Source organism: Streptomyces sp. NPDC006624 (genome assembly GCF_040611555.1).
Lineage (GTDB): Bacteria > Actinomycetota > Actinomycetes > Streptomycetales > Streptomycetaceae > Streptomyces.
On record NZ_JBEXOM010000030.1, the window covers coordinates 35,996 to 59,491 of the forward strand.

Below are 23,496 nucleotides of genomic sequence, written 5' to 3' on the forward strand. Positions count from 1 at the left end.
GGTGGGTGCCGCGCCCGCTTGTGGCGGGCGCGGCACCCGGGAGGTGTCTTTACTTGTTCAGACCCGCGTACAGCGGGTGCTTGTCGGCCAGGGCCTTCACCCGGGCCTTGAGGGCTTCCACGTCGTACGACGGCTTCAGCGCCTCGGCGATGACGTCCGCGACCTCCGCGAAGTCCTCCGCCTGGAACCCGCGGGTGGCCAGGGCCGGCGTGCCGATCCGCAGACCGGACGTCACCATCGGCGGGCGCGGGTCGTTCGGGATCGCGTTCCGGTTGACGGTGATGCCCACCTCGTGGAGGCGGTCCTCGGCCTGCTGCCCGTCCAGTTCGGAGTGGCGCAGGTCGACCAGGACCAGGTGCACGTCCGTGCCGCCGGACAGGACGTCCACGCCCACGGCCCGCACGTCGTCCTTCACCAGGCGCTCGGCCAGGATGCGGGCGCCCTCCAGCGTACGGCGCTGGCGCTCCTTGAAGTCCTCCGAGGCGGCGACCTTGAAGGCGACGGCCTTGGCGGCGATCACGTGCTCCAGCGGACCGCCCTGCTGACCGGGGAAGACGGCGGAGTTGATCTTCTTGGCCAGTTCGGCCGTGGAGAGGATCACACCGCCGCGCGGGCCGCCGAGGGTCTTGTGGGTCGTGGTGGTGACCACGTGCGCGTGCGGCACCGGGTTGGGGTGCAGCCCGGCGGCCACGAGACCGGCGAAGTGGGCCATGTCGACCATCAGGTACGCGCCGACCTCGTCCGCGATCCGGCGGAACTCCGCGAAGTCCAGCTGCCGCGGGTACGCCGACCAGCCGGCGACGATCAGCTTCGGCTTGGACTCCTTGGCCAGCCGCTCGACCTCGGCCATGTCGACCCGGCCGTCCTCGCCCACGTGGTAGGCGACGACGTCGTAGAGCTTGCCGGAGAAGTTGATCTTCATGCCGTGGGTCAGGTGCCCGCCGTGGGCGAGGTTCAGGCCCATGATGGTGTCGCCCGGCTTGAGCAGCGCGAACATCGCCGCCGCGTTGGCCTGGGCGCCCGAGTGCGGCTGCACGTTGGCGTGCTCGGCGCCGAACAGCTCCTTGATGCGGTCGATCGCGATCTGCTCGACCACGTCGACGTGCTCGCAGCCGCCGTAGTAGCGGCGGCCCGGGTAGCCCTCGGCGTACTTGTTGGTGAGGACCGAGCCCTGCGCCTCCATGACGGCGACCGGGGCGAAGTTCTCCGAGGCGATCATCTCCAGCGTGGACTGCTGGCGGTGCAGCTCGGCGTCGACCGCGGCGGCGACGGCCGGGTCGAGCTCGTGCAGGGGTGTGTTCAGGACGGACATACGGCTACGACTCCTCAGCCGGCGGCGAACGCGGTGTACTCGTCGGCGGAGAGCAGGTCGCCCGGCTCGTCGGTGACCCGCACCTTGAACAGCCAGCCGCCCTCGAAGGGGGCCGAGTTGACCAGCGACGGGTCGTTGACGACGTCCTCGTTGACCTCGGTGACCTCACCGGAGACCGGGGAGTACAGGTCGGACACCGACTTGGTCGACTCCAGTTCGCCGCAGGTCTCGCCCGCGGCGACGGTGTCGCCCACCTCGGGGAGCTGGACGAAGACCACGTCGCCGAGCGCGTTGGCCGCGTGCTCCGTGATACCGACCGTCGCGACGCCGTCCTCGGCGGCCGACAGCCACTCGTGCTCCTTGCTGTAACGCAGCTGCTGGGGGTTGCTCATGGCCTGGATTCTCCTGTACGCGCGGGAGTGCTGTGAACGGGGGGACTGCTGGTGAGCTGGGACGACGGGTCGCGAGGCCGGTGCCGCGGCCTCCCGGCCAGTGTCTACTTCTGGCGCTTGTAGAACGGCAGCGCCACGACCTCGTACGGCTCGTGGCTGCCCCGGATGTCCACGCCCACACCGCTCGTGCCGGGGGCGGCGTGCGCGGCGTCGACGTAGGCCATGGCGATGGGCTTGCCCAGCGTGGGGGAGGGGGCGCCGGAGGTGACCTCGCCGATCACCTTGCCGCCGGCGACGACCGCGTACCCGGCGCGCGGGACCCGGCGGCCCTCGGCGACCAGGCCGACCAGCACCCGCGGCGGGTTCTGCTCGGCCCGGGCGGCGGCCTCGCGCAGCGCCTCGCGCCCCACGAAGTCGCCCTCCTTCTCGAACTTCACCACCCGGCCGAGACCGGCGTCGAAGGGCGTCAGCGAGGTGGTCAGCTCGTGCCCGTACAGCGGCATGCCCGCCTCCAGGCGCAGCGTGTCGCGGCAGGACAGCCCGCACGGGACCAGGCCGGCGCCCTCGCCCGCCTTGGTCAGGGCCTGCCACAGCTCGACCGCGTGCTCCGGCTTCACGAACAGCTCGAAGCCGTCCTCACCGGTGTAGCCGGTGCGGGCGATCAGGGCCGGGACGCCCGCGACCGTGCCGGGCAGTCCGGCGTAGTACTTCAGCCCGTCGAGGTCGGCGTCCGTGAGGGACTTCAGGATGCCGGGGGACTCAGGGCCCTGGACGGCGATCAGCGCGTAGGCGTCCCGGTCGTCGCGCACCTCGGCGTCGAAACCGGCGGCGCGCTCGGTCAGCGCGTCCAGCACGACCTGGGCGTTGGAGGCGTTGGCGACGACCATGTACTCGGTCTCGCCCAGCCGGTAGACGATCAGGTCGTCGAGGATGCCGCCGTCGGCGCGGCAGATCATGGTGTAGCGGGCGCGGCCGGGCTTCACACCGCCGATGTTGCCCACCAGGGCGTGGTCGAGGAGCGCGGCGGCCTGCGGGCCGGTGACGGTGATCTCGCCCATGTGGGAGAGGTCGAAGAGGCCGGCCCTCGTGCGCACGGCCAGGTGCTCGTCGCGCTCGGAGCCGTAGCGCAGGGGCATGTCCCAGCCGGCGAAGTCGGTCATCGTCGCGCCGAGCGAGCGATGCAGGGCATCGAGCGCGGTGTGACGGAGTTCTCCTGTACTGCTCACGGTCGGTTGTCTCCCAAGGCAATGACGGGCGAGGTCGTTCCTCCCCATCTGTCATCGGAACCTGAGAGGTTCGCCATGACCGCGCTGGTCCATGGCTTGCACCTTGGGTGGAGCCGGCCTGCCGGGGGCAGGGGAGGGCCCGCTTTTCAGATGTGCCTCGCCCGCGCGGTAACGGGGCCTGAGAGATTCAAGGGAGGGACTTGCTCCTTCGGCGCCCCAGCGTCAGCGGTGCTGGGGACTCTCCCGCGCGGATTCAAACGGCCGGTATGCAGTTGGCGCGCACATCATTGCACGCATCCTTCCCACGCGGCAGGGGGACCTTTCCCAGGGAGAGCACAGCGTCCCGCCCGCCGGACACAGCGATCTGTAGCAGCCCTGTTGCAGGACGAGTACGGAAATGAGAGGCCTAGGGCATTACCTTCTTTTTACACTCGGCGGGGATGGGACTCCGTACCTGGCCTCAGGGGAGGACGTTCACGGTGAACAGGACCACGGCGTACGCCACGACCACGGGCATCGCGCTGCCCGAGCAGCCGGCGGCCCCGGCCCGGGCCGCGTGCGGCCCGGTGCCGGCGCCCGTCGTCCGCGATCTGCGCGAGCGCGCCGGGCGCGGCCCGCACGCGCTGCTGTTCGGCCCCCGCGACCTCGTCGTGGTCACGGGCCTGCCCGGCAGCGGCAAGTCCACGCTGATGCGGCGCACGGTGCCGGGCCGGCGCATCGACTCCCAGGACACCCGCGACCGCTGGGAGCGCCGTATGCCGGGCTTCCTGCCGTACGCCGTCTACCGGCCGCTGGTCCGCCTCGCCCACTACGCCGGGCTGCGCCGCGCCCTGCGCACCGGCGAGGGCGTCGTCGTGCACGACTGCGGCGCCCAGGCCTGGGTCCGCCGCTGGCTGTCCCGCGAGGCCCGCCGCCGGGGCGGCACCCTGCACCTGCTCCTTCTGGACGTCACCCCCGAGGAGGCCCTGGCCGGCCAGCGGGACCGCGGCCGCGGCGTCTCCAGCTACGCGTTCCGCCGCCACCGCGCGGCCACCACGCGCCTGCTCCGCGCGGTGGAGGACGGCGAGCTCCCCACCGGCTGCACCTCGGCCATCCTGACCGACCGCGCGGCGGCGGACGCGCTGCGCAACATCGTCTTCACGGCCTGACCGACGGACGGGCGGCGGCGGAACGGGGCGATCCAGCCGGGGCAGTGGCTGTGGCGCCCCATTCCGGGGGTGGGGCAGGGCCGGGGCCCACGCGGGCGGTCGGCCGGCTCCTCCTTCCGGTGTCCGGGCTGGTCGCCTCTGGGGCCCGGGCCGCGTGGGTGTGGGTCCTGGCGTGGGGTCCCCGACCGCAACCACCACCCCCGACCACCACCCCCCACCCACGAACGATCCCCCCACGCCCCCAAGCCGTTAGCCTCTTAGCCTCAGCAGTGGTTTCAGGCAGGCGGTAGGTAGGCAGATGGACTTCCCGGCGGACTTCTCCGCGGACTTCCCGGCGCAGACGCAGACCCACCCGCACGGCGGGTGGCCAGGCAACGAGCTGGAGGAGGTGCTCTCGGCCTCGCTCGGTGCCGGTCCGGCGGCCGGAGGGCGGATCGTCGAGGTGCTCGGGCGGAGCTTCGTCTGGGTGCCGCTGCCCAGCGGCGGCGGCCCGCACAGCGGCCCCCTCGACCTCCCCGGCATCGAGATCGAGGGGCAGGCGTTCGTGCCGGTGTTCAGCTCCGAGGAGCAGTTCCGGCAGGTCGTCGGCTCGCACATGTCGTACACCATCGCCCCCGCCGTGGAGTTCGCCCGCGGGCTTCCCCCGCACGCGGGCATCGTCGTCAACCCCGGAGGCGTGGTCGGCATACCCCTGCCGCCGCCCGCCGTCGCCGAGCTGTGCAGGGCCGGCCGCACCCCGCTGGACGGCCCCGCGAGCGGCGGCCGCGTCCGTCTCTTCGAGCCGGACTGGAAGGACGACCCGGTCGACTTCCTCGCCGCCGCCTCCGCCGAGTTCGAGGCGACCGGCGTCGTCCTCACCGCCCGCCGCTGCCTCGCCGCCATCGAGACGGCCGACCCCGTGATGTTCGTGGGCGTCGAGTTGTCCCAGTGGGAGGGCGACCTGCGGGCCCTGCCCCTGGAGGCCCTCACCCGGGCTGTCACCAGCTCCCCGGCGCCCTGGCCGGTCAACCTGGTCCTGCTGGACGTGGCGGAGGACCCGGTCGGGGAATGGATGCGCACCACGGTCCGGCCCTTCTACCAGCGGTAGGGCAGCGGGCCCCCGGGGGGCGCGGGAACCGCGCGGCGAGCCACCGACGGACCCGCACCCGCCGGACGGGAACGAGTCCGGAGTCGGTGGGCGGGCTTAAGCTAGGTCACGGTCGAGGCGTTGTACGAAGGGGCGGTAAAGGTGAGCGCGAGCGGCACGGCCGCGGCCGGACAGGTCGAGCACATGCTGCGCCAGGTCACGCCCGGGCGTTACGACGCCTACGAGGCACTCCTGCGCGCGCTCGCGACCCCCCACACCGGGCAGATCTGGATGCTCCTGTGGCACGGTCAGGCCGGCTCCCCGGACGCCCAGTACGGAAACATGGACGTCGACGGCCACGGCTACGCCCCGTGCGTGACCTCCGCTCAGGAGCTCTCCGCCAGCGGCTGGAACCGCTCGTACGAGGTGATCGACGGCATCGACGTCGCCCGCGCCCTCTACCCCGACCACTACGGCCTCTGGCTCAACCCGCACGCCCCCGGCGGCGGCGTCGGCATCCCCTGGCTCGACCTGCGCAGAATCGCCACGGGCCTGGACCGCCAGCCCGCCGGACCGCTCCGGCTGTCCGAACCGGCCATCGAGGTCCCCCAGTTCTACGCCCTGCTCGCACAGAACGCCCACCGCACCCCGGCCGTCCGCTCGCTGCGCCGCGCCTGGGTGCAGCCCGCCCTCGGCGCTCCGTACCTCGCCATCGGCCTGGACGTGTACGACACCTCGCCGCAGGCCGTGGACTCCGTGCGCGCGATGATGCAGCAGTCCCTCGGCGCCGTGCCGGACGGACTGCCCGTCTCCACCGTCGCGATGTCCGACGAGCACGACCCGGTCGCCATGTGGCTGCGCGCCGCCGCCCGCCCCTTCTACGACCGCGAGGCCCACGCCACGGCCCCCGTCCAGGCCCCCGCGTCCGGCTACGGTTACCCGCCCGCCCAGGGCAGGTACTGAGCGCCTCCCCACCGCCCCCGCCCGCGCGGCCGTACGGGACCCGGGGCCTCCTCTTCGCGCGTAGACGAGGGTGGAACGCCCTGCCCTGACCGGGATGCCCCAACTTGCCTGTTACCGGTCGTCGTTACCCGCTGTCCGGATAACGGAATCCCCCAGACAGCATCACGTTTACGCATCCTTTCACCGTCAAGTCTGGCAGCAAAACGCCGAAGCGTTGAAGACTCCCGGCACCGGGGGTTGTTCGCCCCTGTGTACGACGGACAGACATGCCGCCACAGCGGAATGCGCGGACCGGCCACCGCCGGTTGAGAAGAGGGGTCCCTGCCTGATGACGGCACCATTGCACGAGCCGACCGCGGAAGCGGCTCCGAGTGCGGCCGAGGAAGCGGCAGTTGCCGGCGTCGGTGCGAAAGCCGTACAGGGTCGTTCTCTGGGCCGGATCGCCTGGGAGCGCCTGAAACGGGACAAACTCGCACTGGCGGGTGGCGTCATGGTCCTCGCGCTCATAGCGATAGCACTCCTCGCGCCGGTCATCACGGGCCTGGTGGGCCAGGACCCCGAGTCCCGCCACGAGGAGCTGATCGACCCGCTGTTCGGCACTCCCACGGGGGCGTTGGGCGGCATCAGCGGCGAGCACCTGCTCGGCGTCGAGCCGGTGAGCGGCCGCGACATCTTCGCCCGCATCATCTACGGCGCCCAGATCTCGCTCCTCGTGGGCTTCCTCTCCGCGATCGTCGCCGTCGTGATCGGCACCGTCCTGGGCGTCCTGGCCGGCTTCTTCGGCGGCTGGGTCGACGCCGTCATCAGCCGTGTGATGGACGGTCTGCTGGCCTTCCCGCAGCTGCTGTTCATCATCGCCCTGGTCTCCGTCATGCCGGGCGAGATGCTGGGGCTGACCGGCACCGGCGTGCGCCTGTTCGTGATGATCCTGGTCATCGGCTTCTTCGGTTGGCCCTACATCGGGCGCGTGGTGCGCGGCCAGACGCTCTCGCTGCGCGAGCGGGAGTACGTCGAGGCGGCCAGGTCGCTCGGCGCCGGCCGGTTCTACATCCTCTTCAAGGAACTGCTGCCCAACCTGGTCGCGCCCATCATCGTGTACACGACGATGATGATCCCCACCAACATCCTCACCGAGGCGGCGCTCAGCTTCCTGGGCGTGGGCGTCAAACCGCCCACGGCCTCCTGGGGGCAGATGCTCTCGAGCGCGATCGACTACTACGACTCGGACCCCATGTACATGGTGGTCCCGGGCGTGGCGATCTTCATCACCGTCCTTGCCTTCAATCTCTTCGGTGACGGCGTGCGTGACGCGCTCGACCCGAAGGGCTCCCGCTGAACTGCCGTACTACAGCGACCCGTGGCATTTGGCACCGGGGCTCTCATCCAAATCCGGAGGATCCGAGATCGTGACTACCCAACGCACCTCAGGGCGGCGCAAGCAGGCCATGGCCGCTGCGGCCGTGGTCGCCGCACTGCTGACCACGGCGGCGTGCGGCGGCGGCAACGACGACGAGGGGTCGAAGAACGGCGCGGCCGGCTTCAACGCCGCGAACAACAAGGTCGCCCAGGCCTCGCTCGCCAAGAAGGGCGGCACCCTGAAGTTCGCCGGTGCCCAGGACGCCGACTCGTGGGACACCACGCGCGGCTACTACGGCTTCATGTGGAACTTCTCCCGCTACTACAGCCGCCAGCTGGTCACGAGCAAGACGGAACCGGGCAGCGCCGGCACCAAGCTGACCCCGGACCTCGCCACCGGCCTGGCCAAGATCTCGGACGACGGCAAGACCTACACGTACACCCTGCGTGACGGCGTCACCTGGGAGGACGGCAAGCCGGTCACCTCCAAGGACATCAAGTACGGCATCCAGCGCGTCTGGGCGCAGGACGTGCTGTCCGGCGGCCCGGTCTACCTCAAGGACGTGCTCGACCCCAAGGGCGAGTACCCCGGTCCGTACAAGGACAAGTCCGCGGACAAGCTGGGTCTGAAGGCCATCGAGACCCCGGACGACAAGACCATCGTCTTCAAGCTGCCGAAGCCCAACTCGGACTTCGAGGAGATGCTGGCCCTGACCTCGGCGTCCCCGGTCCGCCAGGACAAGGACACCAAGTCCAAGTACGGCCTGCGCCCGTTCTCCTCCGGCCCGTACAAGTTCCAGTCGTACAACCCGGGCAAGGACCTGACGCTCGTCCGCAACACCGAGTGGAAGCAGGCCTCGGACCCGATCCGCAAGGCGTACCCGGACAAGATCACGGTCAAGTTCTTCTCCAACGCCAACGACATGGACGCGCGCCTGATCGCGGGCGACTACGACCTGGACATCAACCAGACCGGCATGTCGCCGCAGGGCCGCACCACCGCCCTGAAGCAGCACAAGGGCAACCTGGACAACCCGGTCTCCGGCTACATCCGTTACGCGGTCTTCCCGCAGAGCGTGAAGCCGTTCGACAACATCGACTGCCGCAAGGCCGTCATCTACGGCGCCGACCACGAGTCGCTGCAGACCGCCCGCGGCGGCCCCATCGCCGGTGGCGACATCGGCACCAACATGCTGCCGCCGGCCGTCCCGGGTGCCGAGGGCCAGAAGTACGACCCGTACGAGCTCGCCGGTGCCAACAAGAAGGGCAACGTCGAGAAGGCCAAGGAGGCGCTGAAGGCCTGCGGTCAGCCGAACGGCTTCAAGACCACCATCGCGGTCCGCAACAACAAGCCGGCCGAGGTCGCCACCGCCGAGTCCCTCCAGGCGTCGCTGAAGAAGGTCGGCATCACCGCCGACATCGACCAGTACGACGGCTCGCAGACGGCCGGCATCATCGGCAGCCCTTCGAACGTGAAGAAGAAGGGCTACGGCATCATCATCATGGGCTGGGGTCCTGACTTCCCGTCCGTGCAGGGCTACGGCCTGCCGCTGTGGGGCAGCAGCTACATCCTCGAGAGCGGCAACAACAACTACGCCCTGATCAAGGACAAGAAGATCGACGGCCTGTTCGACCAGTACACCACCACCCTGGACGACGCCGGCAAGACCAAGATCGCCACGGAGATCAACCACAAGGTCATGGAGGGCGGCTACTACCTGCCCTTCGTCTTCGAGAAGTTCATCAACTGGCGCTCCAGCCGCCTGGCCAACGTCTACACGACGGACGCCTACAGCGGCATGTACGACTTCGTCAACCTCGGTCTGAAGTCCGCGAAGTAACCGGCACACCCGCCGTACGGCACGAAAGGCAGGTGAAGGCCGGCGCGGCGTGACCGCGGGCCACCGGAAGACCTCCGGTGGCCCGCGGTCCGCGGTGGGCCGAGATCTGTGCTCGCTTACCTGATCAGGCGGCTGTTCGCCGCCGTAGTGATGCTCGCGGTCATCATCATGGTGGTCTTCGGCATCTTCTTCCTCGTCCCCCAATGGGCGGGCGTCGACATCGCCAGCAGCTTCGTGGGCAAGCAGGCCGACCCGGCGGCCGTCGAGGCCGTGCGGCAGAAGCTGGGCCTGGGCGAACCGATCTACGTCCAGGTCTGGGAGTTCTTCAAGGGCATCTTCGTGGGCCGCACGTACGCGGCCGGCGGTGACGTCACCGACTGCGCCGCGCCGTGCTTCGGCTATTCGTTCCGCAGTGAGCAGGCCATCTGGCCGGTGCTGACCGACCGCTTCCCGGTGACCCTGGGTCTCGCGCTCGGCGCCGCCGTGCTGTGGCTGCTGTTCGGTATCGCTGCGGGTGTCCTGTCGGCGCTCAAGCGGGGCAGCCTGTGGGACCGCGGCGCGATGGTCGTCGCCCTCGCCGGTGTCTCCCTGCCCATCTACTTCACGGGCCTGCTGAGCCTCGCGATCTTCTCGTACGGGCTGGGCTGGATCAACGCGGAGTACGTGCCCCTGGAGGAGAGCGTCACCGGCTGGCTCGGCGGCATGATCCTGCCGTGGGTCACCCTGGCGTTCCTGTACGCCGCGATGTACGCCCGCATCACCCGCGCCACCATGCTGGAGATCCTCGGCGAGGACTACATCCGCACGGCCCGCGCCAAGGGCCTGCGCGAACAGGTCGTCATCCGCAAGCACGCCATGCGCTCGACGATGACGCCCATCCTCACCATGCTCGGCATGGACCTCGGCGCCCTCATCGGCGGTGCCATCCTGACCGAGACCACGTTCAGCCTGCCCGGTCTGGGCCAGGCCGTCCTCAACGCGATCAAGAACCAGGACCTGCCCATCATCCTGGGCGTCACCCTGATCACCTCTCTCGCCGTGCTCGTCGCCAACCTCGTGGTGGACGTCCTGTATGCCGTGATCGACCCCCGAGTGAGGCTCGCATGACCGAACTCAGCAAGACCGGTGCAGCCGTGGGCGAGCCCACCGGCGACTCCCCGGCGCCCACCGCCTTCCTCGAAGTGCGCGACCTGAAGGTGCACTTCCCCACCGACGACGGCCTGGTCAAGTCCGTCGACGGGCTGAGCTTCCAGCTGGAGAAGGGCAAGACCCTCGGCATCGTGGGCGAGTCCGGCTCCGGCAAGTCGGTGACCTCGCTCGGCATCATGGGCCTGCACACCGCCGGGCAGTACGGCAAGCGCAAGGCCCGGATCTCCGGCGAGATCTGGCTCGACGGCACCGAGTTGCTGTCCGCCGACCCGGACTACGTGCGCAGGCTGCGCGGCCGCGAGATGGCGATGATCTTCCAGGACCCGCTGTCCGCGCTGCACCCGTACTACACGATCGGCCAGCAGATCGTGGAGGCGTACCGGATCCACCACGACGTCGACAAGAAGACCGCCCGGCGCCGGGCGGTCGAGATGCTCGACCGGGTGGGCATCCCGCAGCCCGACAAGCGGGTCGACAGCTACCCGCACGAGTTCTCGGGCGGTATGCGCCAGCGCGCCATGATCGCGATGTCGCTGGTCAACAACCCCGAACTGCTCATCGCGGACGAGCCGACGACCGCCCTGGACGTGACCGTCCAGGCGCAGATCCTCGACCTGATCCGGGACCTGCAGAAGGAGTTCGGGTCCGCGGTCATCGTCATCACCCACGACCTGGGCGTCGTCGCCGAGCTGGCCGACGACCTGCTGGTGATGTACGGAGGCCGGTGCGTCGAACGAGGCCCGGCCGAGAAGGTGTTCTACGAGCCCCGGCACCCCTACACCTGGGGCCTGCTCGGCTCGATGCCGCGCCTCGACCGCGAGCAGCAGGACCGCCTGATCCCGGTCAAGGGGTCCCCGCCCTCCCTGATCAACGTCCCGTCCGGCTGTGCCTTCAACCCGCGCTGCCCGTATGCCGACCTGCCCAAGGGCGACGTCACCCGCACGGTCCGCCCCGAGCTGACCGAGGTCGGCAGCTCGCACTGGGCCGCCTGCCACATGACCGCGGAGCAGCGGGAGCGTATCTGGACCGAAGAGATTGCGCCGAAGCTGTGAGCGAGAATTCCAAGGACACGGCCGTGACCACTTCCGCCGAGAGCGACGGCACCGAGGCGAGCGCCGCGGGCGCGGCCACCCTCACCGAGGACGCCGCCCAGGGCGAGATCCTGCTGAAGGTGACCGGCCTGCAGAAGCACTTCCCGATCCGCAAGGGCCTGCTGCAGCGGCAGGTCGGCGCCGTACGGGCGGTCGACGGCATCGACTTCGAGGTCAGGGCCGGTGAGACCCTCGGTGTCGTGGGCGAGTCCGGCTGCGGCAAGTCGACGATGGGCCGGCTGATCACCCGGCTGCTGGAGCCCACCGCGGGCACGGTCGAGTTCGAGGGACGCGACATCACGCACCTCGGCGTCGGCGGCATGCGCCCGCTGCGCCGCGATGTGCAGATGATCTTCCAGGACCCGTACTCGTCGCTGAACCCGCGCCACACCATCGGCACGATCGTCGGCGCCCCCTTCCGGCTCCAGGGCGTCACGCCCGAGGGCGGCGTGAAGAAGGAGGTGCAGCGGCTGCTGGAGGTCGTGGGCCTCAACCCCGAGCACTACAACCGGTATCCGCACGAGTTCTCCGGCGGCCAGCGCCAGCGCATCGGCATCGCCCGCGCGCTCGCGCTCAACCCCAAGCTGGTGGTGGCGGACGAGCCGGTCTCCGCGCTGGACGTGTCGATCCAGGCGCAGGTGGTGAACCTGCTGGACGACCTCCAGCAGGAGCTGGGCCTGACGTACGTGATCATCGCGCACGACCTGTCGGTCGTCCGGCACGTCTCGGACCGGATCGCGGTGATGTACCTCGGCAAGATCGTCGAGCTGGCCGACCGCGAGCAGCTCTACAAGTCGCCGATGCACCCGTACACCAAGGCCCTGCTGTCGGCGGTGCCGATCCCGGACCCGCGGCGCAAGTCGGCCAAGAGCGAGCGCATCCTGCTCAAGGGCGACGTGCCCTCGCCGATCTCCCCGCCGAGCGGCTGCCGCTTCCACACCCGGTGCTGGAAGGCGACGGAGATCTGCAGGACGACCGAGCCGCCGCTGCTGGAACTGCGCCCCGGCCAGCGGGCCGCCTGCCACCACCCGGAGAACTTCGCCGACCAGCAGCCGCAGGACACCGTGCTGCTGACCGCCGCCAAGGAGGCCGCCGAGCTGGTGGCCGACGAGGTGCTCGCCGGGGCGGGGCGGACGCCCGAGCCGGCGGCGGAGGAGCCCGGGGCCGGCGCCGGCGTCGCCAAGGACGCCGGCACCGGCAAGGGCGAGGACACCGCCACGGCCGTGGACACCGCCACGGCCGTGGACACCGCCAAGGGCGTGGACACCGCCAAGGGCGAGGACAAGAGCGAGGGCAAGTAAGCAGGGCCGATTCCTTGCCTTTCAACGGAAGGCAAGGGTCGGCCGCTGCGTAAGAATGTAAGGGTGCTCCAGCAACTCTTCAGTCCTTCCGTCCAGCACACGCTCGACCTGATCGGCATCTTCGTCTTCGCGATCTCCGGCGCCCTGCTGGCCGTGCGCAAGAACTTCGACGTCTTCGGCATGGCCGTCCTCGCCGAGGTCACCGCGCTGGGCGGCGGGCTGTTCCGGGACCTGGTCATCGGGGCCGTGCCGCCCGCCGCGTTCACGGATCTCGGGTACTTCCTCACCCCGCTGCTCGCCACGCTCCTCGTCTTCTTCCTGCACCCGCAGGTGGAGCGCATCCAGGTCGCCGTGAACGTCTTCGACGCGGCGGGCCTGGGCCTGTTCTGCGTCGCCGGCACGACCAAGGCCTACGAGTACGGGCTCGGCCTGACCGCCTCGGCGGGCCTGGGCCTGACCACCGCCGTGGGCGGCGGCGTGCTGCGCGACGTCCTCGCCAACGAGGTGCCCTCCCTGCTGCGCTGGGACCGCGACCTCTACGCGGTCCCGGCGATCGTCGGCGCCACCCTGGTCGCCCTGTGCATCCGCTACGACGCGCTCAACCCGTTCACCAGCGCCCTCGCGGTGATCACGGCGTTCGTGCTGCGCCTGCTGGCGATGCGCTACCACTGGCGGGCTCCGCGCGCGTGGCACCGGCGCTCGACGGTGAGCGAGGAGGAACAGCCCCTGCTGCCGTGAGGGGCCTGTGCGGTGCACCGGAAAAGCTACCGCTTAGTAGTAACTTCTTGTACTGTTCAGCCATGCCAGAAGCAGCCTCCGCCCCGGCCGTGCGGGCCACGATCGGCGACAGCGAGTTCGACCGCGACACCGCGCTCACCCGCCGCGCACCCGGCGTCTACGACATCGACCTCTCCGCCGGCTGGACGATCATCAGCGCCGTCAACGGCGGCTATCTGCTGGCCGTCCTCGGCCGCGCGCTCGCGGACGCCCTGCCGCACGCCGACCCCTTCACCGTCTCGGCGCACTACCTGACCGCGTCCCAGCCCGGCCCGGCGGTCGTCCGCACGGACGTCGTCCGCACCGGCCGCACCCTGTCCACCGGCCAGGCCTCGCTGTTCCAGTACGACGACCAGGGACGCGAGGTCGAGCGCATCCGCGTGCTCGCCTCCTACGGCGACCTGGACGCCCTGCCCGACGACGTCCGCACGACGGCCGAGCCGCCCGCGATCCCGCCGATGGAGCACTGTTTCGGCCCGGAGGACGGCCCCGCCCCGGTCGACGGCAGCTCCGCGATCGCCGACCGGCTGATGCTCAAGCTGGACCCCTCGACCCTGGGCTGGGCCCTCGGCCGGCCGTCCGGCAAGGGCGAGATGCGGGCCTGGTTCGGCCTCAAGGACGGCCGCGACCCCGACCCGCTCTCCCTGCTGCTCGCGGTCGACGCCCTGCCGCCCACGGCCTTCGAGATCGGGCTGAAGGGCTGGGTCCCGACGGTCGAGCTGACCGTGCACGTGCGCTGCCGCCCGGCACCGGGCCCGCTGCGCGTGTCGATCACCACGCGCAACCTCGCCGGCGGCTTCCTGGAGGAGGACGCCGAGGTGTGGGACAGCGCGGACCGTCTGGTGGCACAGTCCCGGCAGCTGGCGCGGGTCCGGCTCGGCTGAACCCGGCCGCGCCGACGGGCCGTTGACAGGGCGGTCCGAGGAGAGCCCTGAGCAGGGCTGGTTCAGTGCCTGCGGTTCAGTGCCTGCCTCAGGCCTCCCTCGTTCGGCGCTGGTGGCCTGCGGCGCGGGTGACCCGGCCTCGTCCTCGACCGGCGGGGGCGGCGGCCCGCCGGTTCAATCCAGCCAGTGGTGGCGGCCCAGCCCGATCAGCCGCATCTGACGGACCGCCACCTGCGCGACCTGCCGCTTCCGCTCCTCGCGCCCCTCTTCGGGACCCTCCAGCGCCTCCAGGAAGAGCGACGCCGTGATCAGCATCTGGTCCACGTAGAGCTGGGCGAGCATCAGCAGGTCGTCGTCGCTCCAGCCCGTGGAGACCGGGTCCTTGGCCAGCTCGTCCTTCACCTCGCCCGCGAACCGGGTCAGTTGCTCCCGTATCGCCTCCCGTACCGGCTGAACCCCGCCATGTCGCTCTCGGGCGATGAAACGGACATGAGCGGGGTACCCGTCGACGTGACGGGCGATCAACTCGATGGTGCGCACGACGCGTTCCTCGCCGTCGCCCGTCGCGGACACCGTCGTCCGGATCATCGGGTGCAGGCTGCCCAGCGCCTCCTCGACCAGGGCCACGCCCAGGTCCGCCGTGGAGCGGAAGTGGCGGTAGAAGGCGGTCGGGGCGACACCGACGGCGCGGGTGACCTCGCGCAGCCCCAGGCTGCTCAGGCTCTGCCCCTCGAGCAGCGCGAGGGCCGCGTCCAGGAGCGCCTGCCGGGTCTTCTGCTTCTGGGCCTGCCGGATGCCGAGGGTGTGACTCATACCATGCAGTTAACAACTGTTCTCTGGAATTGAAAAGTCATGAGAGCCGCTAGACTGGGAAGTCAGTGAACAACTGTAACCACAATCGTTCACCGAAACCTGGGGGCTGTTTCCCATGCTGTTCATCGTCGCCGCGCTCCTGCTGCTGGGCGTCGTCCTGGGCACCGTCGCCCACGCGCCGCTCGGCTTCTCCGTAGCCGCCGGCGCGGTCATCGCCGTCTGGCTCGGCATCTTCGCCCTGCGCGAGCGCAGCCGCCGGCGCCACCCGCAGGCGCACTGACACCGGCCGCAACCGCCCACGGAACGACCTCGGGAGTCGAACACCATGCAGCTCACCGCCCCGGCCTCGCGCCGCACCGGCATCCGCGACACCGACGGCATGGCCGTCGCGTCCTTCGTCCTCGGCCTGATCGGCCTGCTCGTCCTCAACGTCTTCCTCGGCCCGACCGCCATCGTGCTGGCGAGCGTCGCCCTGTGGCGCGGCACCCAGCGCCGCGGCCGCGCCCTGCTCGGCCTGGGCCTGGGCATCGCCGACCTGGTCGTCCTGGCGGCGTTCATGGGGGCCGACAGCACCGTCTCCTGGAGCTTCTGAGCACGGGCCGCCGCCGCGCGGCCCGAGGGGTGCGCCTTCGGCCGGGCTTGATCTGAGGTCCGTGCCAGGGGAGCCGTAGAATCGGGCTCACCATGGCTTACCTCGACCACGCCGCGACCACCCCCATGCTCCCGGAGGCGGCGGAGGCACTCACCGCCCAGCTGGGTGTCACCGGCAACGCGTCCTCCCTCCACGCATCAGGCCGGCAGGCCCGCCGCACCGTCGAGGAGGCCCGCGAGACCCTCGCCGAAGCCCTCGGCGCCCGCCCCAGCGAGGTGGTCTTCACCTCGGGCGGCACGGAGGCCGACAACCTCGCCGTCAAGGGCCTTTACTGGTCACGCCGGGACGCCGACCCGGCCCGCACCCGCGTCCTCGCCAGCCCCGTCGAGCACCACGCGGTCCTCGACGCCGTGCACTGGCTCGGCGAACACGAGGGCGCCACCGTCGAGTACCTGCCGGTCGACACCTACGGCCGCGTCCACCCCGACGCCCTGCGCGAGGCCATCGCCCGCGACCCCGGCGACGTCGCCCTCGCCACCGTCATGTGGGCGAACAACGAGATCGGCACGATCCTGCCGATCCGTGAACTCGCCGAAGCGGCAGCCGAGTTCGACGTCCCGCTGCACTCGGACGCCGTCCAGGCCGTCGGCCAGATCCCGGTCGACTTCGACGCCTCCGGCCTCGCCGCGATGACGGTGTCGGGCCACAAGATCGGCGGCCCCTACGGCATCGGCGCGCTCCTCCTCGGCCGTGAACACACCCCCGTGCCCGTCCTGCACGGCGGCGGGCAGGAGCGGCACGTACGCTCCGGCACCCTCGACGTGCCCGCCATCGCCTCCTTCGCCGTCGCCGGGCGGCTGGCCGCCGAGCAGCGCGGCTGGTTCGCCCGCGAGATCGGCGCCCTGCGCGACGCCCTGATCGAGGCCGTCCGCTCGGCCGTGCCCGACGCGATCCTCGGCGGCGACCCCGACCCGGCGGGCCGGCTCCCGGCCAACGCGCACTTCACCTTCCCCGGCTGCGAGGGCGACTCCCTGCTGCTCCTGCTCGACGCCCAGGGCATCGAGTGCTCCACCGGCTCCGCCTGCACCGCCGGCGTCGCCCAGCCCAGCCACGTCCTCCTCGCCACCGGCACCGACCCCGACCTGGCCCGCGGCACCCTGCGCTTCTCCCTCGGCCACACCTCCACCCAGGCCGACGTCGAAGCCCTGGCCAAGGCCATCGGCCCGGCGGTGGAACGGGCCAGGGCCGCCGGGCTGACCTGACCCGGGGAGGTCAGGCCCGCGCCGCGGGCGCCCGGCGCACCAGCCTCATGTAGCGGTCCCAGTCCCAGTGCGGCCCCGGGTCCGTGTGGTCCGTGCCCGGCACCTCCACGTGGCCGATGATGTGCTCCCGGTCCACGGGTATGCCGTAGCGCGCGCAGATCCGGGCCGTGAGGCGGGCCGAGGCCTCGTACATCTCGTCCGTCAGGTCCTCGGGGCGGTCCACGAAGCCCTCGTGCTCGATGCCGACACTGCGCTCGTTGTAGTCGCGGTTGCCCGCGTGGTACGCCACGTCCAGCTCGCGGATCATCTGCGTCACGTGCCCGTCCTGGCGGACGATGTAGTGCGTGGCCGCCTTGTGCCCCGGGTCCTGGAAGGCCTTCACCGCGCTGTCGAAGCTGCCCTGGGTGACGTGGACGATCACCATGTCTATGCCGTAGTCGTCGGGGCGGTCCGCGCGGCGCCAGTTCGCCTCCGAGGCCGCCACCCAGCGTGCCCCCGCGTCGTCCACCTCGCCCTCCTTGCGCGGCTTCTCCACGCCGGGCGTACGCCACCACAGCCGCGCCAGCTCGTCCCGGGCCAGCACGGCCGTGCCCGCCGCTGCCGCCGCACCGCCGATCAGCAGCGCGCGTCGGCCGACCTTCCGGTCGCCGTCCTTCGAAGCCTTCCGCTGTCCCATGTGATCGTCAACGGATACCCACGGGCCCTGGTTCCCGCGCCCCCGTACCCTGGAGGGGTTATGACTGAAACCCCGCAGCGCCCCCGTCCCCTCCGCGTCCTGGCCGCCATGTCCGGCGGAGTCGACTCCGCCGTGGCCGCCGCCCGCGCGGCCGAGGCGGGCCACGACGTGACCGGTGTCCACCTCGCGCTCTCCGCCAACCCCCAGTCCTTCCGGACGGGCGCGCGGGGCTGCTGCACCATCGAGGACTCGCGCGACGCCCGCCGCGCCGCCGACGTCATCGGCATCCCCTTCTACGTGTGGGACCTCGCCGACCGCTTCCGCGAGGACGTCGTCGAGGACTTCGTCGCCGAGTACGAGGCCGGCCGCACCCCCAACCCCTGCCTGCGCTGCAACGAGAAGATCAAGTTCGCCGCGCTGCTGGACAAGGCGCTCGCGCTGGGCTTCGACGCGGTCTGCACCGGCCACTACGCCCAGGTGATCGTCCGCGAGGACGGCACGCGCGAGCTGCACCGCGCCTCCGACATGGCCAAGGACCAGTCCTACGTCCTCGGCGTGCTGGACGACCGGCAGCTCGCCCACGCGATGTTCCCGCTCGGCGACACCGTCACCACCAAGGACGAGATCCGCGCGGAGGCCGAGCGCCGGGGCCTGGCCGTCGCCAAGAAGCCCGACTCGCACGACATCTGCTTCATCGCCGACGGCGACACCCAGGGCTTCCTCGCCAAGCGGCTCGGCCGCTCCGAGGGCGACATCGTCGACGAGTCCGGCGCCAAGCTGGGCACGCACGAGGGCGCGTACGGCTTCACCATCGGCCAGCGCAAGGGGCTCAGGATCGGCACCCCGGCGCCCGACGGCAAGCCGCGCTACGTCCTCGACATCTCGCCGGTGGACAACACGGTCACCGTCGGCCCGGCCTCCGCCCTGGACGTCAGCGCCCTCACCGCGGTCAAGCCGCGCTGGTGCGGCGCCGCCCCCACCGGCCCCGGCACCTACACGGCCCAACTGCGCGCCCACGGCGGCGAGACCGAGGTCACCGCCGAACTCGTCGACGGCGAACTGCGGGTCACCTTCACCGAGCCGGTCCGCGGCGTCGCCCCCGGCCAGGCGATCGTGCTGTACGACGGCACGCGTGTGGTCGGCTCGGCGACGATCGCGTCGACCAGGAGGGCGACGGCGGGCGTGGCCTGACCGCGCCCGGCCCCGCCGCGCCCGGCCCCGCCGCGCCCGGCGCTGCCGCCGGGCGGGGGCGGCCGCCGAGTGGGGCACGCGCCGGGCGGGGCGGCCGCTCGCTCACTCCCGTCCGAAGAACTCCGCCAGCACCGGCGCCAGCACGTTCGGCTCGACCATGTGCGTCTGCCCCTGGAGCGTGCGGTACGCGCCCTGCGGGACGCAGTCCGCGATCGCCCGGGCCGCCTCGCGCAGCCACGCCGGACTCGCGTCGCCCGCGACCGCCAGGACGGGCACGCCGATCGAGCCCAGCCGGGCGCGGGGCACCCGGCCGTCGCGCATGACGGCGTCGTCGTAGGCGAGGCTCGGGGCGATCGCCTCCATGCCGGCCCACATGGGGGACTGGCGGGCGCCCTGGATCACCCCCTCGCCCAGACCGGTCAGCCGCAGGAACAGCTCGACCGCGTCCCCGCGCCGGCCCTCGCCGAGCGCCTCCGTCAGCCGCTCGGTGTACTCGGCGCGCTCCTTCGCGCCCTCCTCGGACATCGCGAACGGCGTCTCGTACACGGCGACCCGCCGCACCGGCAGCCCGCCGGCCGCCGCCTCCAGCGCGAGCGCGCCGCCCGAGGAGGTGCCGTACAGGAACGCCTCGCCGCCCACCGCCTCGATCACCGCGGCCAGGTCCTCGACCTCGCGCTCCACGGCGTACGGTGCCGTGTCCCCGCTGGCGCCGCGGCCCCGCCGGTCGTACACGACGGCCTGGAAACGCTCCGCCAGCGACACCGCCAGCGGCGCCAGCGTGCCGCCCGTCGACATCGCGCCGCTCACCAGGACGACCGCGGGGCCCCGGCCGGTGCTCTCGTAGGCGATGCGGGTGCCGTCGCGCGAAAGAGTCTTCTTGTCCATGTTCACGGAGACTGCCGCACCGGGCGGAATTCATCGAAGAGGCGGGCCGCGCGTCAGCCGATCACATCACTTCCACCTCGTAGAAGCACAGGTGGTCCTTGATCCCGGCGACGTCCGGCTTCGGGTCCGGATACGCCCAGACGAGGTCCGCCGCGTCCGGCAGCGACCAGTAGGACGCGGTGCCCTTGAAGGGGCAGTACGTCTGTGTGCCGGACGGTGTCAGCAGGTCCAGGCGCACGTCCTCGGGCGGGATGTAGTACCGCTCCGGGCAGCCCGTCTCGCGCAGCAGCAGCGAGCGGTCGCTGTCCGCCAGGACCTGCTCGCCGCGCACGACGCGCACGCGCCGCCCGCTCCGCTCGACGGTGATGCGATGCCCTCTCGTCACGATCGCCCCTCCTCGGGTAGCCGACTCCACGGTTACAGCGCAGGCTGAAGCCGAGTTCTTCCCCCGCCGCAGGAGGCCCCATGCGCGCCACGGAACCGACCGGGAACCGAAGCAGCCTGCTCCACCAGGTCCGCTACGCCGTGCGCAACCCGGGACGCATACCCGCGCACGCCCGGCGCGCGGCCCGGGACGCCCTGCTGCGGCTGCGCTACCGCGACCACATCGCCTACTACCGCGCCGTGATGGCCTCCGACACGGCGCGCAGCGCCCGGGCGGCGGTGGGGCACAACCCCTCGCGCGAGTCGTGGACGCGCATCGGCCGCATGCAGTTCGACTACCTGGTGGGACACGGACTGCGGCCGCACCACCGCATGCTGGACATCGGCTGCGGCAACCTGCGCGCCGGCCGGCTGTTCATCGACCACCTCGACACCGGCCACTACTACGGCATCGACATCTCGCCGCACATCCTGCTCGCCGCGCAGGACACCCTCGTCGCCGAGAAGCTCCAGGCCAAGCTGCCGCACCTGACCCTCGCCGACGACCTCACCTTCGCCTTCCTGCCCGAGGCGCACTTCGACGTGGTGCACGCGCACAGCGTCTTCTCGCACTCGCCGCTGCCCGTCATCGAGGAGTGCTTCGCGCACGTCGGCCGGATCCTCGCACCCGGCGGTTTCTTCGACTTCACCTTCGACCGCACCGAGGGCGAGGAGCACCAGGTCCTGCACGAGGACTTCTACTACCGGACCCGGACCCTGACCGAACTCGCCGCCCGGCACGGCCTGCACGCCCGGTTCATGGACGACTGGGAGGAACTGCCGCACCGGCAGTCCAAGATGCGCCTGACCGCGGCCCCGGACCGGGCCCGTACGGTGGGCTCATGAACATCTGCGTCTTCCTCTCCGCCGCCGAACTCGACGAGCGCTACACCCGCCCCGCCCGGGAGTTCGCGACGCTGCTGGGCAAGGGCGGTCACACCCTGGTGTGGGGCGGCTCCGACGTCGGCCTGATGAAGGTCGTCGCCGACGGGGTGCAGGAGGCCGGTGGCCGGCTGACCGGCGTCTCCGTGCGGTTCCTCGCGGCCAAGGCCCGCCGGGGCGTCGACGAGATGGTGGTCGCCGAGGACCTCGCCGAGCGCAAGAGGCTGCTGCTGGAGAAGGCCGACGCCGTGGTCATCATGGTCGGCGGCACGGGCACGCTCGACGAGGCCACCGAGATCCTGGAGCTGAAGAAGCACGGGCACACCGACAAGCCGGTCGTGCTGCTCAACACGGCCGGCTTCTACGACGGCCTGAAGGAGCAGTTCCGCCGGATGGAGGACGAGGGCTTCCTGCCCCGCCCCCTCGCCGACCTGGTGTTCTTCGCCGAGGAGCCGGCCGGGGCGCTGGCCTACCTGGAGGAGAGCCGGGGCATCGCGTGACCCGGCGCTGATGCGAGCATGGCGGCATGGCTACTCATGTGATCACCGGAGCCGGTTCCGGCATCGGCGCGGCCGTCGCCCGCCGCCTCCACGCGCGCGGGGACGAACTCGTGCTGCACGCGCGCGACGCGGGCCGCGCCAAGGAACTGGCGGCCGCGTTCCCGGGCTCCAGGACCCTCGTCGGCGACCTGTCGGACCCCGCCAGGCTGTCCTGGGCCTTCTCCCACCAGTCGCTGCCCGACCGCGTGGACTCGCTGCTGCACATCGCCGGGGTCGTCGACCTGGGCCCGGTCGGCGACCTCACCCCGAAGGCCTGGCGCCACCAGCTCGACGTCAACCTGGTCGCCCCCGCCGAGCTGACCCGGCACTTCCTGCCCCAGCTGCGCGTCGCCCGGGGCCACGTGCTGTTCGTCAACTCCGGCGCCGGCCTCAGCGCCCACGCCGGCTGGTCCGCCTACGCCGCCTCCAAGCACGGCCTGAAGGCCCTCGCCGACGCCCTGCGCCACGAGGAGCACGGCCACGGCGTGCGCGTCACCTCGGTCTACCCGGGCCGCACGGCCAGCCCCATGCAGGCCAAGGTCCACCAGCAGGAGGGCAAGGAGTACGACGCCTCGCGCTGGATCGACCCGGAGTCGGTGGCCACCACCATCCTGATGGCCCTGGACCTGCCGAGGGACGCGGAGGTCAACGACCTGACGGTGCGACCGGGGAACTGACCCCGGGGACGCCGCTGCGTAGGCTGCTCCGGTGAGCGAAAACAGCCAGTTCAGCTTCGGTGCCGCCACCGGCGTGGGTTCCCTGCCCGGCGGCGACGCCCGTGAGGCCGTCAAGACCGCCACCGGCACCTTCGAGGACTTCCCGTTCCTGCCCGAACTGCCCGCCCGCGGCCCCGGCGCGGACATGATCGGGCGCACCGCCGGCATGCTCGTCGAGCTGTACGCGCGCGTGGAGCCCAGCGGCTGGCGCCTCGGGGACCGGCCGGGCCGCGACACCCGGCGGGCCCGCTCCTGGCTCCACCAGGACCTCGACGCGCTGGAGGAGTTCACCCAGGGCTACCAGGGCCCGCTGAAGGTCCAGGCCGTCGGGCCCTGGACCCTCGCCGCGCACCTGGAGCTGCGGGGCGGCGAGGCCGCCCTGTCCGACCCCGGCGCCTGCCGCGACCTGGCCGCCTCCCTCGCCGAGGGGCTGCGCGAGCACCTCGCCGAGGTGCGGCGGCGGGTCCCGGGCGCGCAGCCCGTGCTCCAGCTCGACGAGCCGTCCCTCACGGCCGTCCTGCGCGGTCAGGTGAGGACCGCCAGCGGCTACCGCACCCACCGGGCCGCCGACCGGCAGGTCGTCGAGCAGACCCTGCGCGAGGTCGTCGGCGTCCACGCCGGGGGCCCGGTCGTGGTCCACTCCTGCGCCCCGGACGTGCCGTTCGCCCTGCTGCGCCGGGCGGGCGCCGCGGCCGTCTCGTTCGACTTCTCGCTGCTCACCGAGCGTGACGACGAGGTGATCGGCGAGACCGTGGAGGGCGGGACCCGGCTGTTCGCCGGTGTCGTCCCGTCCGCGGAGGGCCCATTGTCAGACCCTGCCGGTAGCGTCATGGGTGTCAGGACGCTGTGGCGCAGGCTGGGGCTGTCACCGGGGCTTCTCGCGGAGGCGGTCACGCTCACCCCGGCGTGCGGACTCGCGGGGGTCTCCCCGGGGTACGCGCGCACGGCGCTCGCCCACTGTGTCCGGGCGGCGAGATCCCTCGCGGACAACCCAGAGTAACGGGAGGACGA

The 23,496-nt window shown here is 71.5% G+C and carries 25 protein-coding genes and 1 riboswitch; of the genes, 18 read left to right on the plus strand and 7 right to left on the minus strand.

Annotated features, from left to right (window positions below; genetic code table 11):
* Positions 1 to 49: 49 nt before the first annotated feature.
* The 3 genes from glyA to gcvT form a co-directional block, all read right to left on the minus strand.
* Positions 50 to 1,312: a serine hydroxymethyltransferase gene (glyA, locus tag ABZY20_RS34210; protein ID WP_356446935.1), complete on the minus strand. Its 1,263-nt coding sequence runs from the start codon at positions 1,310 to 1,312 to the stop codon at positions 50 to 52.
* A gap of 14 nt (positions 1,313 to 1,326) precedes the next feature.
* On the minus strand, positions 1,327 to 1,704 hold the full coding sequence (gene gcvH, locus ABZY20_RS34215) for a glycine cleavage system protein GcvH (protein ID WP_356446937.1): 378 nt from the start codon (positions 1,702 to 1,704) through the stop codon (positions 1,327 to 1,329).
* A 104-nt stretch (positions 1,705 to 1,808) separates the two neighbouring features.
* Positions 1,809 to 2,930, minus strand: a complete 1,122-nt coding sequence (gcvT, locus tag ABZY20_RS34220; protein ID WP_356446939.1) for a glycine cleavage system aminomethyltransferase GcvT — start codon at positions 2,928 to 2,930, stop codon at positions 1,809 to 1,811.
* Between the two features lie 156 nt (positions 2,931 to 3,086).
* Positions 3,087 to 3,186, minus strand: a riboswitch (glycine riboswitch).
* A 223-nt stretch (positions 3,187 to 3,409) separates the two neighbouring features.
* On the opposite strand from gcvT, the gene ABZY20_RS34225 reads away from it, so the two are divergent.
* The 10 genes from ABZY20_RS34225 to ABZY20_RS34270 all read left to right on the plus strand — a co-directional run bounded on the left by ABZY20_RS34225 (position 3,410) and on the right by ABZY20_RS34270 (position 14,506).
* Positions 3,410 to 4,078, plus strand: coding sequence for an AAA family ATPase (locus ABZY20_RS34225; protein WP_356446941.1), 669 nt, complete (start codon positions 3,410 to 3,412; stop codon positions 4,076 to 4,078).
* Between the two features lie 298 nt (positions 4,079 to 4,376).
* Positions 4,377 to 5,165: an enhanced serine sensitivity protein SseB gene (locus ABZY20_RS34230; protein ID WP_356446943.1), complete on the plus strand. Its 789-nt coding sequence runs from the start codon at positions 4,377 to 4,379 to the stop codon at positions 5,163 to 5,165.
* 141 nt (positions 5,166 to 5,306) lie between these two features.
* On the plus strand, positions 5,307 to 6,107 hold the full coding sequence (locus tag ABZY20_RS34235; RefSeq protein ID WP_356446945.1) for an enhanced serine sensitivity protein SseB C-terminal domain-containing protein: 801 nt from the start codon (positions 5,307 to 5,309) through the stop codon (positions 6,105 to 6,107).
* A 328-nt stretch (positions 6,108 to 6,435) separates the two neighbouring features.
* Positions 6,436 to 7,443: an ABC transporter permease gene (locus ABZY20_RS34240; RefSeq protein WP_356446947.1), complete on the plus strand. Its 1,008-nt coding sequence runs from the start codon at positions 6,436 to 6,438 to the stop codon at positions 7,441 to 7,443.
* A 70-nt stretch (positions 7,444 to 7,513) separates the two neighbouring features.
* Positions 7,514 to 9,304, plus strand: a complete 1,791-nt coding sequence (locus ABZY20_RS34245; RefSeq protein WP_356446949.1) for an ABC transporter substrate-binding protein — start codon at positions 7,514 to 7,516, stop codon at positions 9,302 to 9,304.
* 108 nt (positions 9,305 to 9,412) lie between these two features.
* Positions 9,413 to 10,411 (plus strand): ABC transporter permease, encoded by a 999-nt coding sequence (locus ABZY20_RS34250; RefSeq protein WP_356446951.1) that lies wholly within the window; start codon positions 9,413 to 9,415, stop codon positions 10,409 to 10,411.
* On the plus strand, positions 10,408 to 11,505 hold the full coding sequence (locus ABZY20_RS34255) for an ABC transporter ATP-binding protein (RefSeq protein WP_356446953.1): 1,098 nt from the start codon (positions 10,408 to 10,410) through the stop codon (positions 11,503 to 11,505). Before ABZY20_RS34250 ends, ABZY20_RS34255 begins: the two co-directional genes overlap by 4 nt.
* A gap of 23 nt (positions 11,506 to 11,528) precedes the next feature.
* On the plus strand, positions 11,529 to 12,845 hold the full coding sequence (locus tag ABZY20_RS34260) for a dipeptide ABC transporter ATP-binding protein (RefSeq protein WP_356446955.1): 1,317 nt from the start codon (positions 11,529 to 11,531) through the stop codon (positions 12,843 to 12,845).
* 63 nt (positions 12,846 to 12,908) lie between these two features.
* Positions 12,909 to 13,583, plus strand: coding sequence for a trimeric intracellular cation channel family protein (locus ABZY20_RS34265; protein ID WP_356446956.1), 675 nt, complete (start codon positions 12,909 to 12,911; stop codon positions 13,581 to 13,583).
* Positions 13,584 to 13,645: 62 nt separating this feature from the next.
* Positions 13,646 to 14,506: a thioesterase family protein gene (locus ABZY20_RS34270; RefSeq protein WP_356446958.1), complete on the plus strand. Its 861-nt coding sequence runs from the start codon at positions 13,646 to 13,648 to the stop codon at positions 14,504 to 14,506.
* A 174-nt stretch (positions 14,507 to 14,680) separates the two neighbouring features.
* On the opposite strand, the gene ABZY20_RS34275 is transcribed toward ABZY20_RS34270, so the two are convergent.
* Complete coding sequence (locus ABZY20_RS34275; protein ID WP_356446960.1) at positions 14,681 to 15,319, minus strand: TetR family transcriptional regulator; 639 nt, start codon at positions 15,317 to 15,319, stop codon at positions 14,681 to 14,683.
* A gap of 115 nt (positions 15,320 to 15,434) precedes the next feature.
* Here ABZY20_RS34275 and ABZY20_RS34280 point away from each other — a divergent pair, with 115 nt between their 5' ends.
* The 3 genes from ABZY20_RS34280 (at position 15,435) to ABZY20_RS34290 (ending at position 17,173) form a co-directional block, all read left to right on the plus strand.
* Positions 15,435 to 15,599 carry a hypothetical protein gene (locus tag ABZY20_RS34280; RefSeq protein ID WP_356446962.1) on the plus strand — a complete coding sequence of 55 codons (165 nt, stop codon included), beginning with the start codon at positions 15,435 to 15,437 and terminating at the stop codon, positions 15,597 to 15,599.
* A gap of 45 nt (positions 15,600 to 15,644) precedes the next feature.
* Positions 15,645 to 15,911 (plus strand): DUF4190 domain-containing protein, encoded by a 267-nt coding sequence (locus ABZY20_RS34285; RefSeq protein ID WP_356446963.1) that lies wholly within the window; start codon positions 15,645 to 15,647, stop codon positions 15,909 to 15,911.
* Between the two features lie 92 nt (positions 15,912 to 16,003).
* Complete coding sequence (locus ABZY20_RS34290; protein ID WP_356446965.1) at positions 16,004 to 17,173, plus strand: cysteine desulfurase family protein; 1,170 nt, start codon at positions 16,004 to 16,006, stop codon at positions 17,171 to 17,173.
* Positions 17,174 to 17,183: 10 nt separating this feature from the next.
* Here the strand turns inward: ABZY20_RS34290 and ABZY20_RS34295 are convergent, their stop codons facing one another.
* Complete coding sequence (locus tag ABZY20_RS34295) at positions 17,184 to 17,849, minus strand: peptidoglycan recognition family protein (protein WP_356446967.1); 666 nt, start codon at positions 17,847 to 17,849, stop codon at positions 17,184 to 17,186.
* A 60-nt stretch (positions 17,850 to 17,909) separates the two neighbouring features.
* On the opposite strand from ABZY20_RS34295, the gene mnmA reads away from it, so the two are divergent.
* The gene (mnmA, locus tag ABZY20_RS34300) at positions 17,910 to 19,040 is read left to right on the plus strand and encodes a tRNA 2-thiouridine(34) synthase MnmA (protein ID WP_356446969.1); all 1,131 of its coding nucleotides are present in this window, start codon (positions 17,910 to 17,912) and stop codon (positions 19,038 to 19,040) included.
* Between the two features lie 102 nt (positions 19,041 to 19,142).
* Here mnmA and ABZY20_RS34305 read toward each other — a convergent pair whose 3' ends face one another.
* Both ABZY20_RS34305 and ABZY20_RS34310 read right to left on the minus strand, forming a co-directional pair.
* Positions 19,143 to 19,925 carry an alpha/beta fold hydrolase gene (locus tag ABZY20_RS34305; protein ID WP_356446970.1) on the minus strand — a complete coding sequence of 261 codons (783 nt, stop codon included), beginning with the start codon at positions 19,923 to 19,925 and terminating at the stop codon, positions 19,143 to 19,145.
* Positions 19,926 to 19,986: 61 nt separating this feature from the next.
* Positions 19,987 to 20,310 (minus strand): DUF427 domain-containing protein, encoded by a 324-nt coding sequence (locus ABZY20_RS34310; RefSeq protein WP_356446972.1) that lies wholly within the window; start codon positions 20,308 to 20,310, stop codon positions 19,987 to 19,989.
* 80 nt (positions 20,311 to 20,390) lie between these two features.
* On the opposite strand from ABZY20_RS34310, the gene ABZY20_RS34315 reads away from it, so the two are divergent.
* The 4 genes from ABZY20_RS34315 to ABZY20_RS34330 are packed head-to-tail and all read left to right on the plus strand — an operon-like array spanning position 20,391 to position 23,485.
* Positions 20,391 to 21,194, plus strand: a complete 804-nt coding sequence (locus ABZY20_RS34315; protein WP_356446973.1) for a class I SAM-dependent methyltransferase — start codon at positions 20,391 to 20,393, stop codon at positions 21,192 to 21,194.
* Positions 21,191 to 21,730 (plus strand): TIGR00730 family Rossman fold protein, encoded by a 540-nt coding sequence (locus tag ABZY20_RS34320; RefSeq protein WP_356446975.1) that lies wholly within the window; start codon positions 21,191 to 21,193, stop codon positions 21,728 to 21,730. The genes ABZY20_RS34315 and ABZY20_RS34320 overlap by 4 nt, the downstream gene beginning before the upstream one ends.
* A gap of 26 nt (positions 21,731 to 21,756) precedes the next feature.
* Positions 21,757 to 22,446, plus strand: coding sequence for an SDR family oxidoreductase (locus tag ABZY20_RS34325; RefSeq protein WP_356446976.1), 690 nt, complete (start codon positions 21,757 to 21,759; stop codon positions 22,444 to 22,446).
* 31 nt (positions 22,447 to 22,477) lie between these two features.
* On the plus strand, positions 22,478 to 23,485 hold the full coding sequence (locus tag ABZY20_RS34330) for a methionine synthase (protein ID WP_356446978.1): 1,008 nt from the start codon (positions 22,478 to 22,480) through the stop codon (positions 23,483 to 23,485).
* The last annotated feature ends 11 nt before the right edge of the window (positions 23,486 to 23,496 follow it).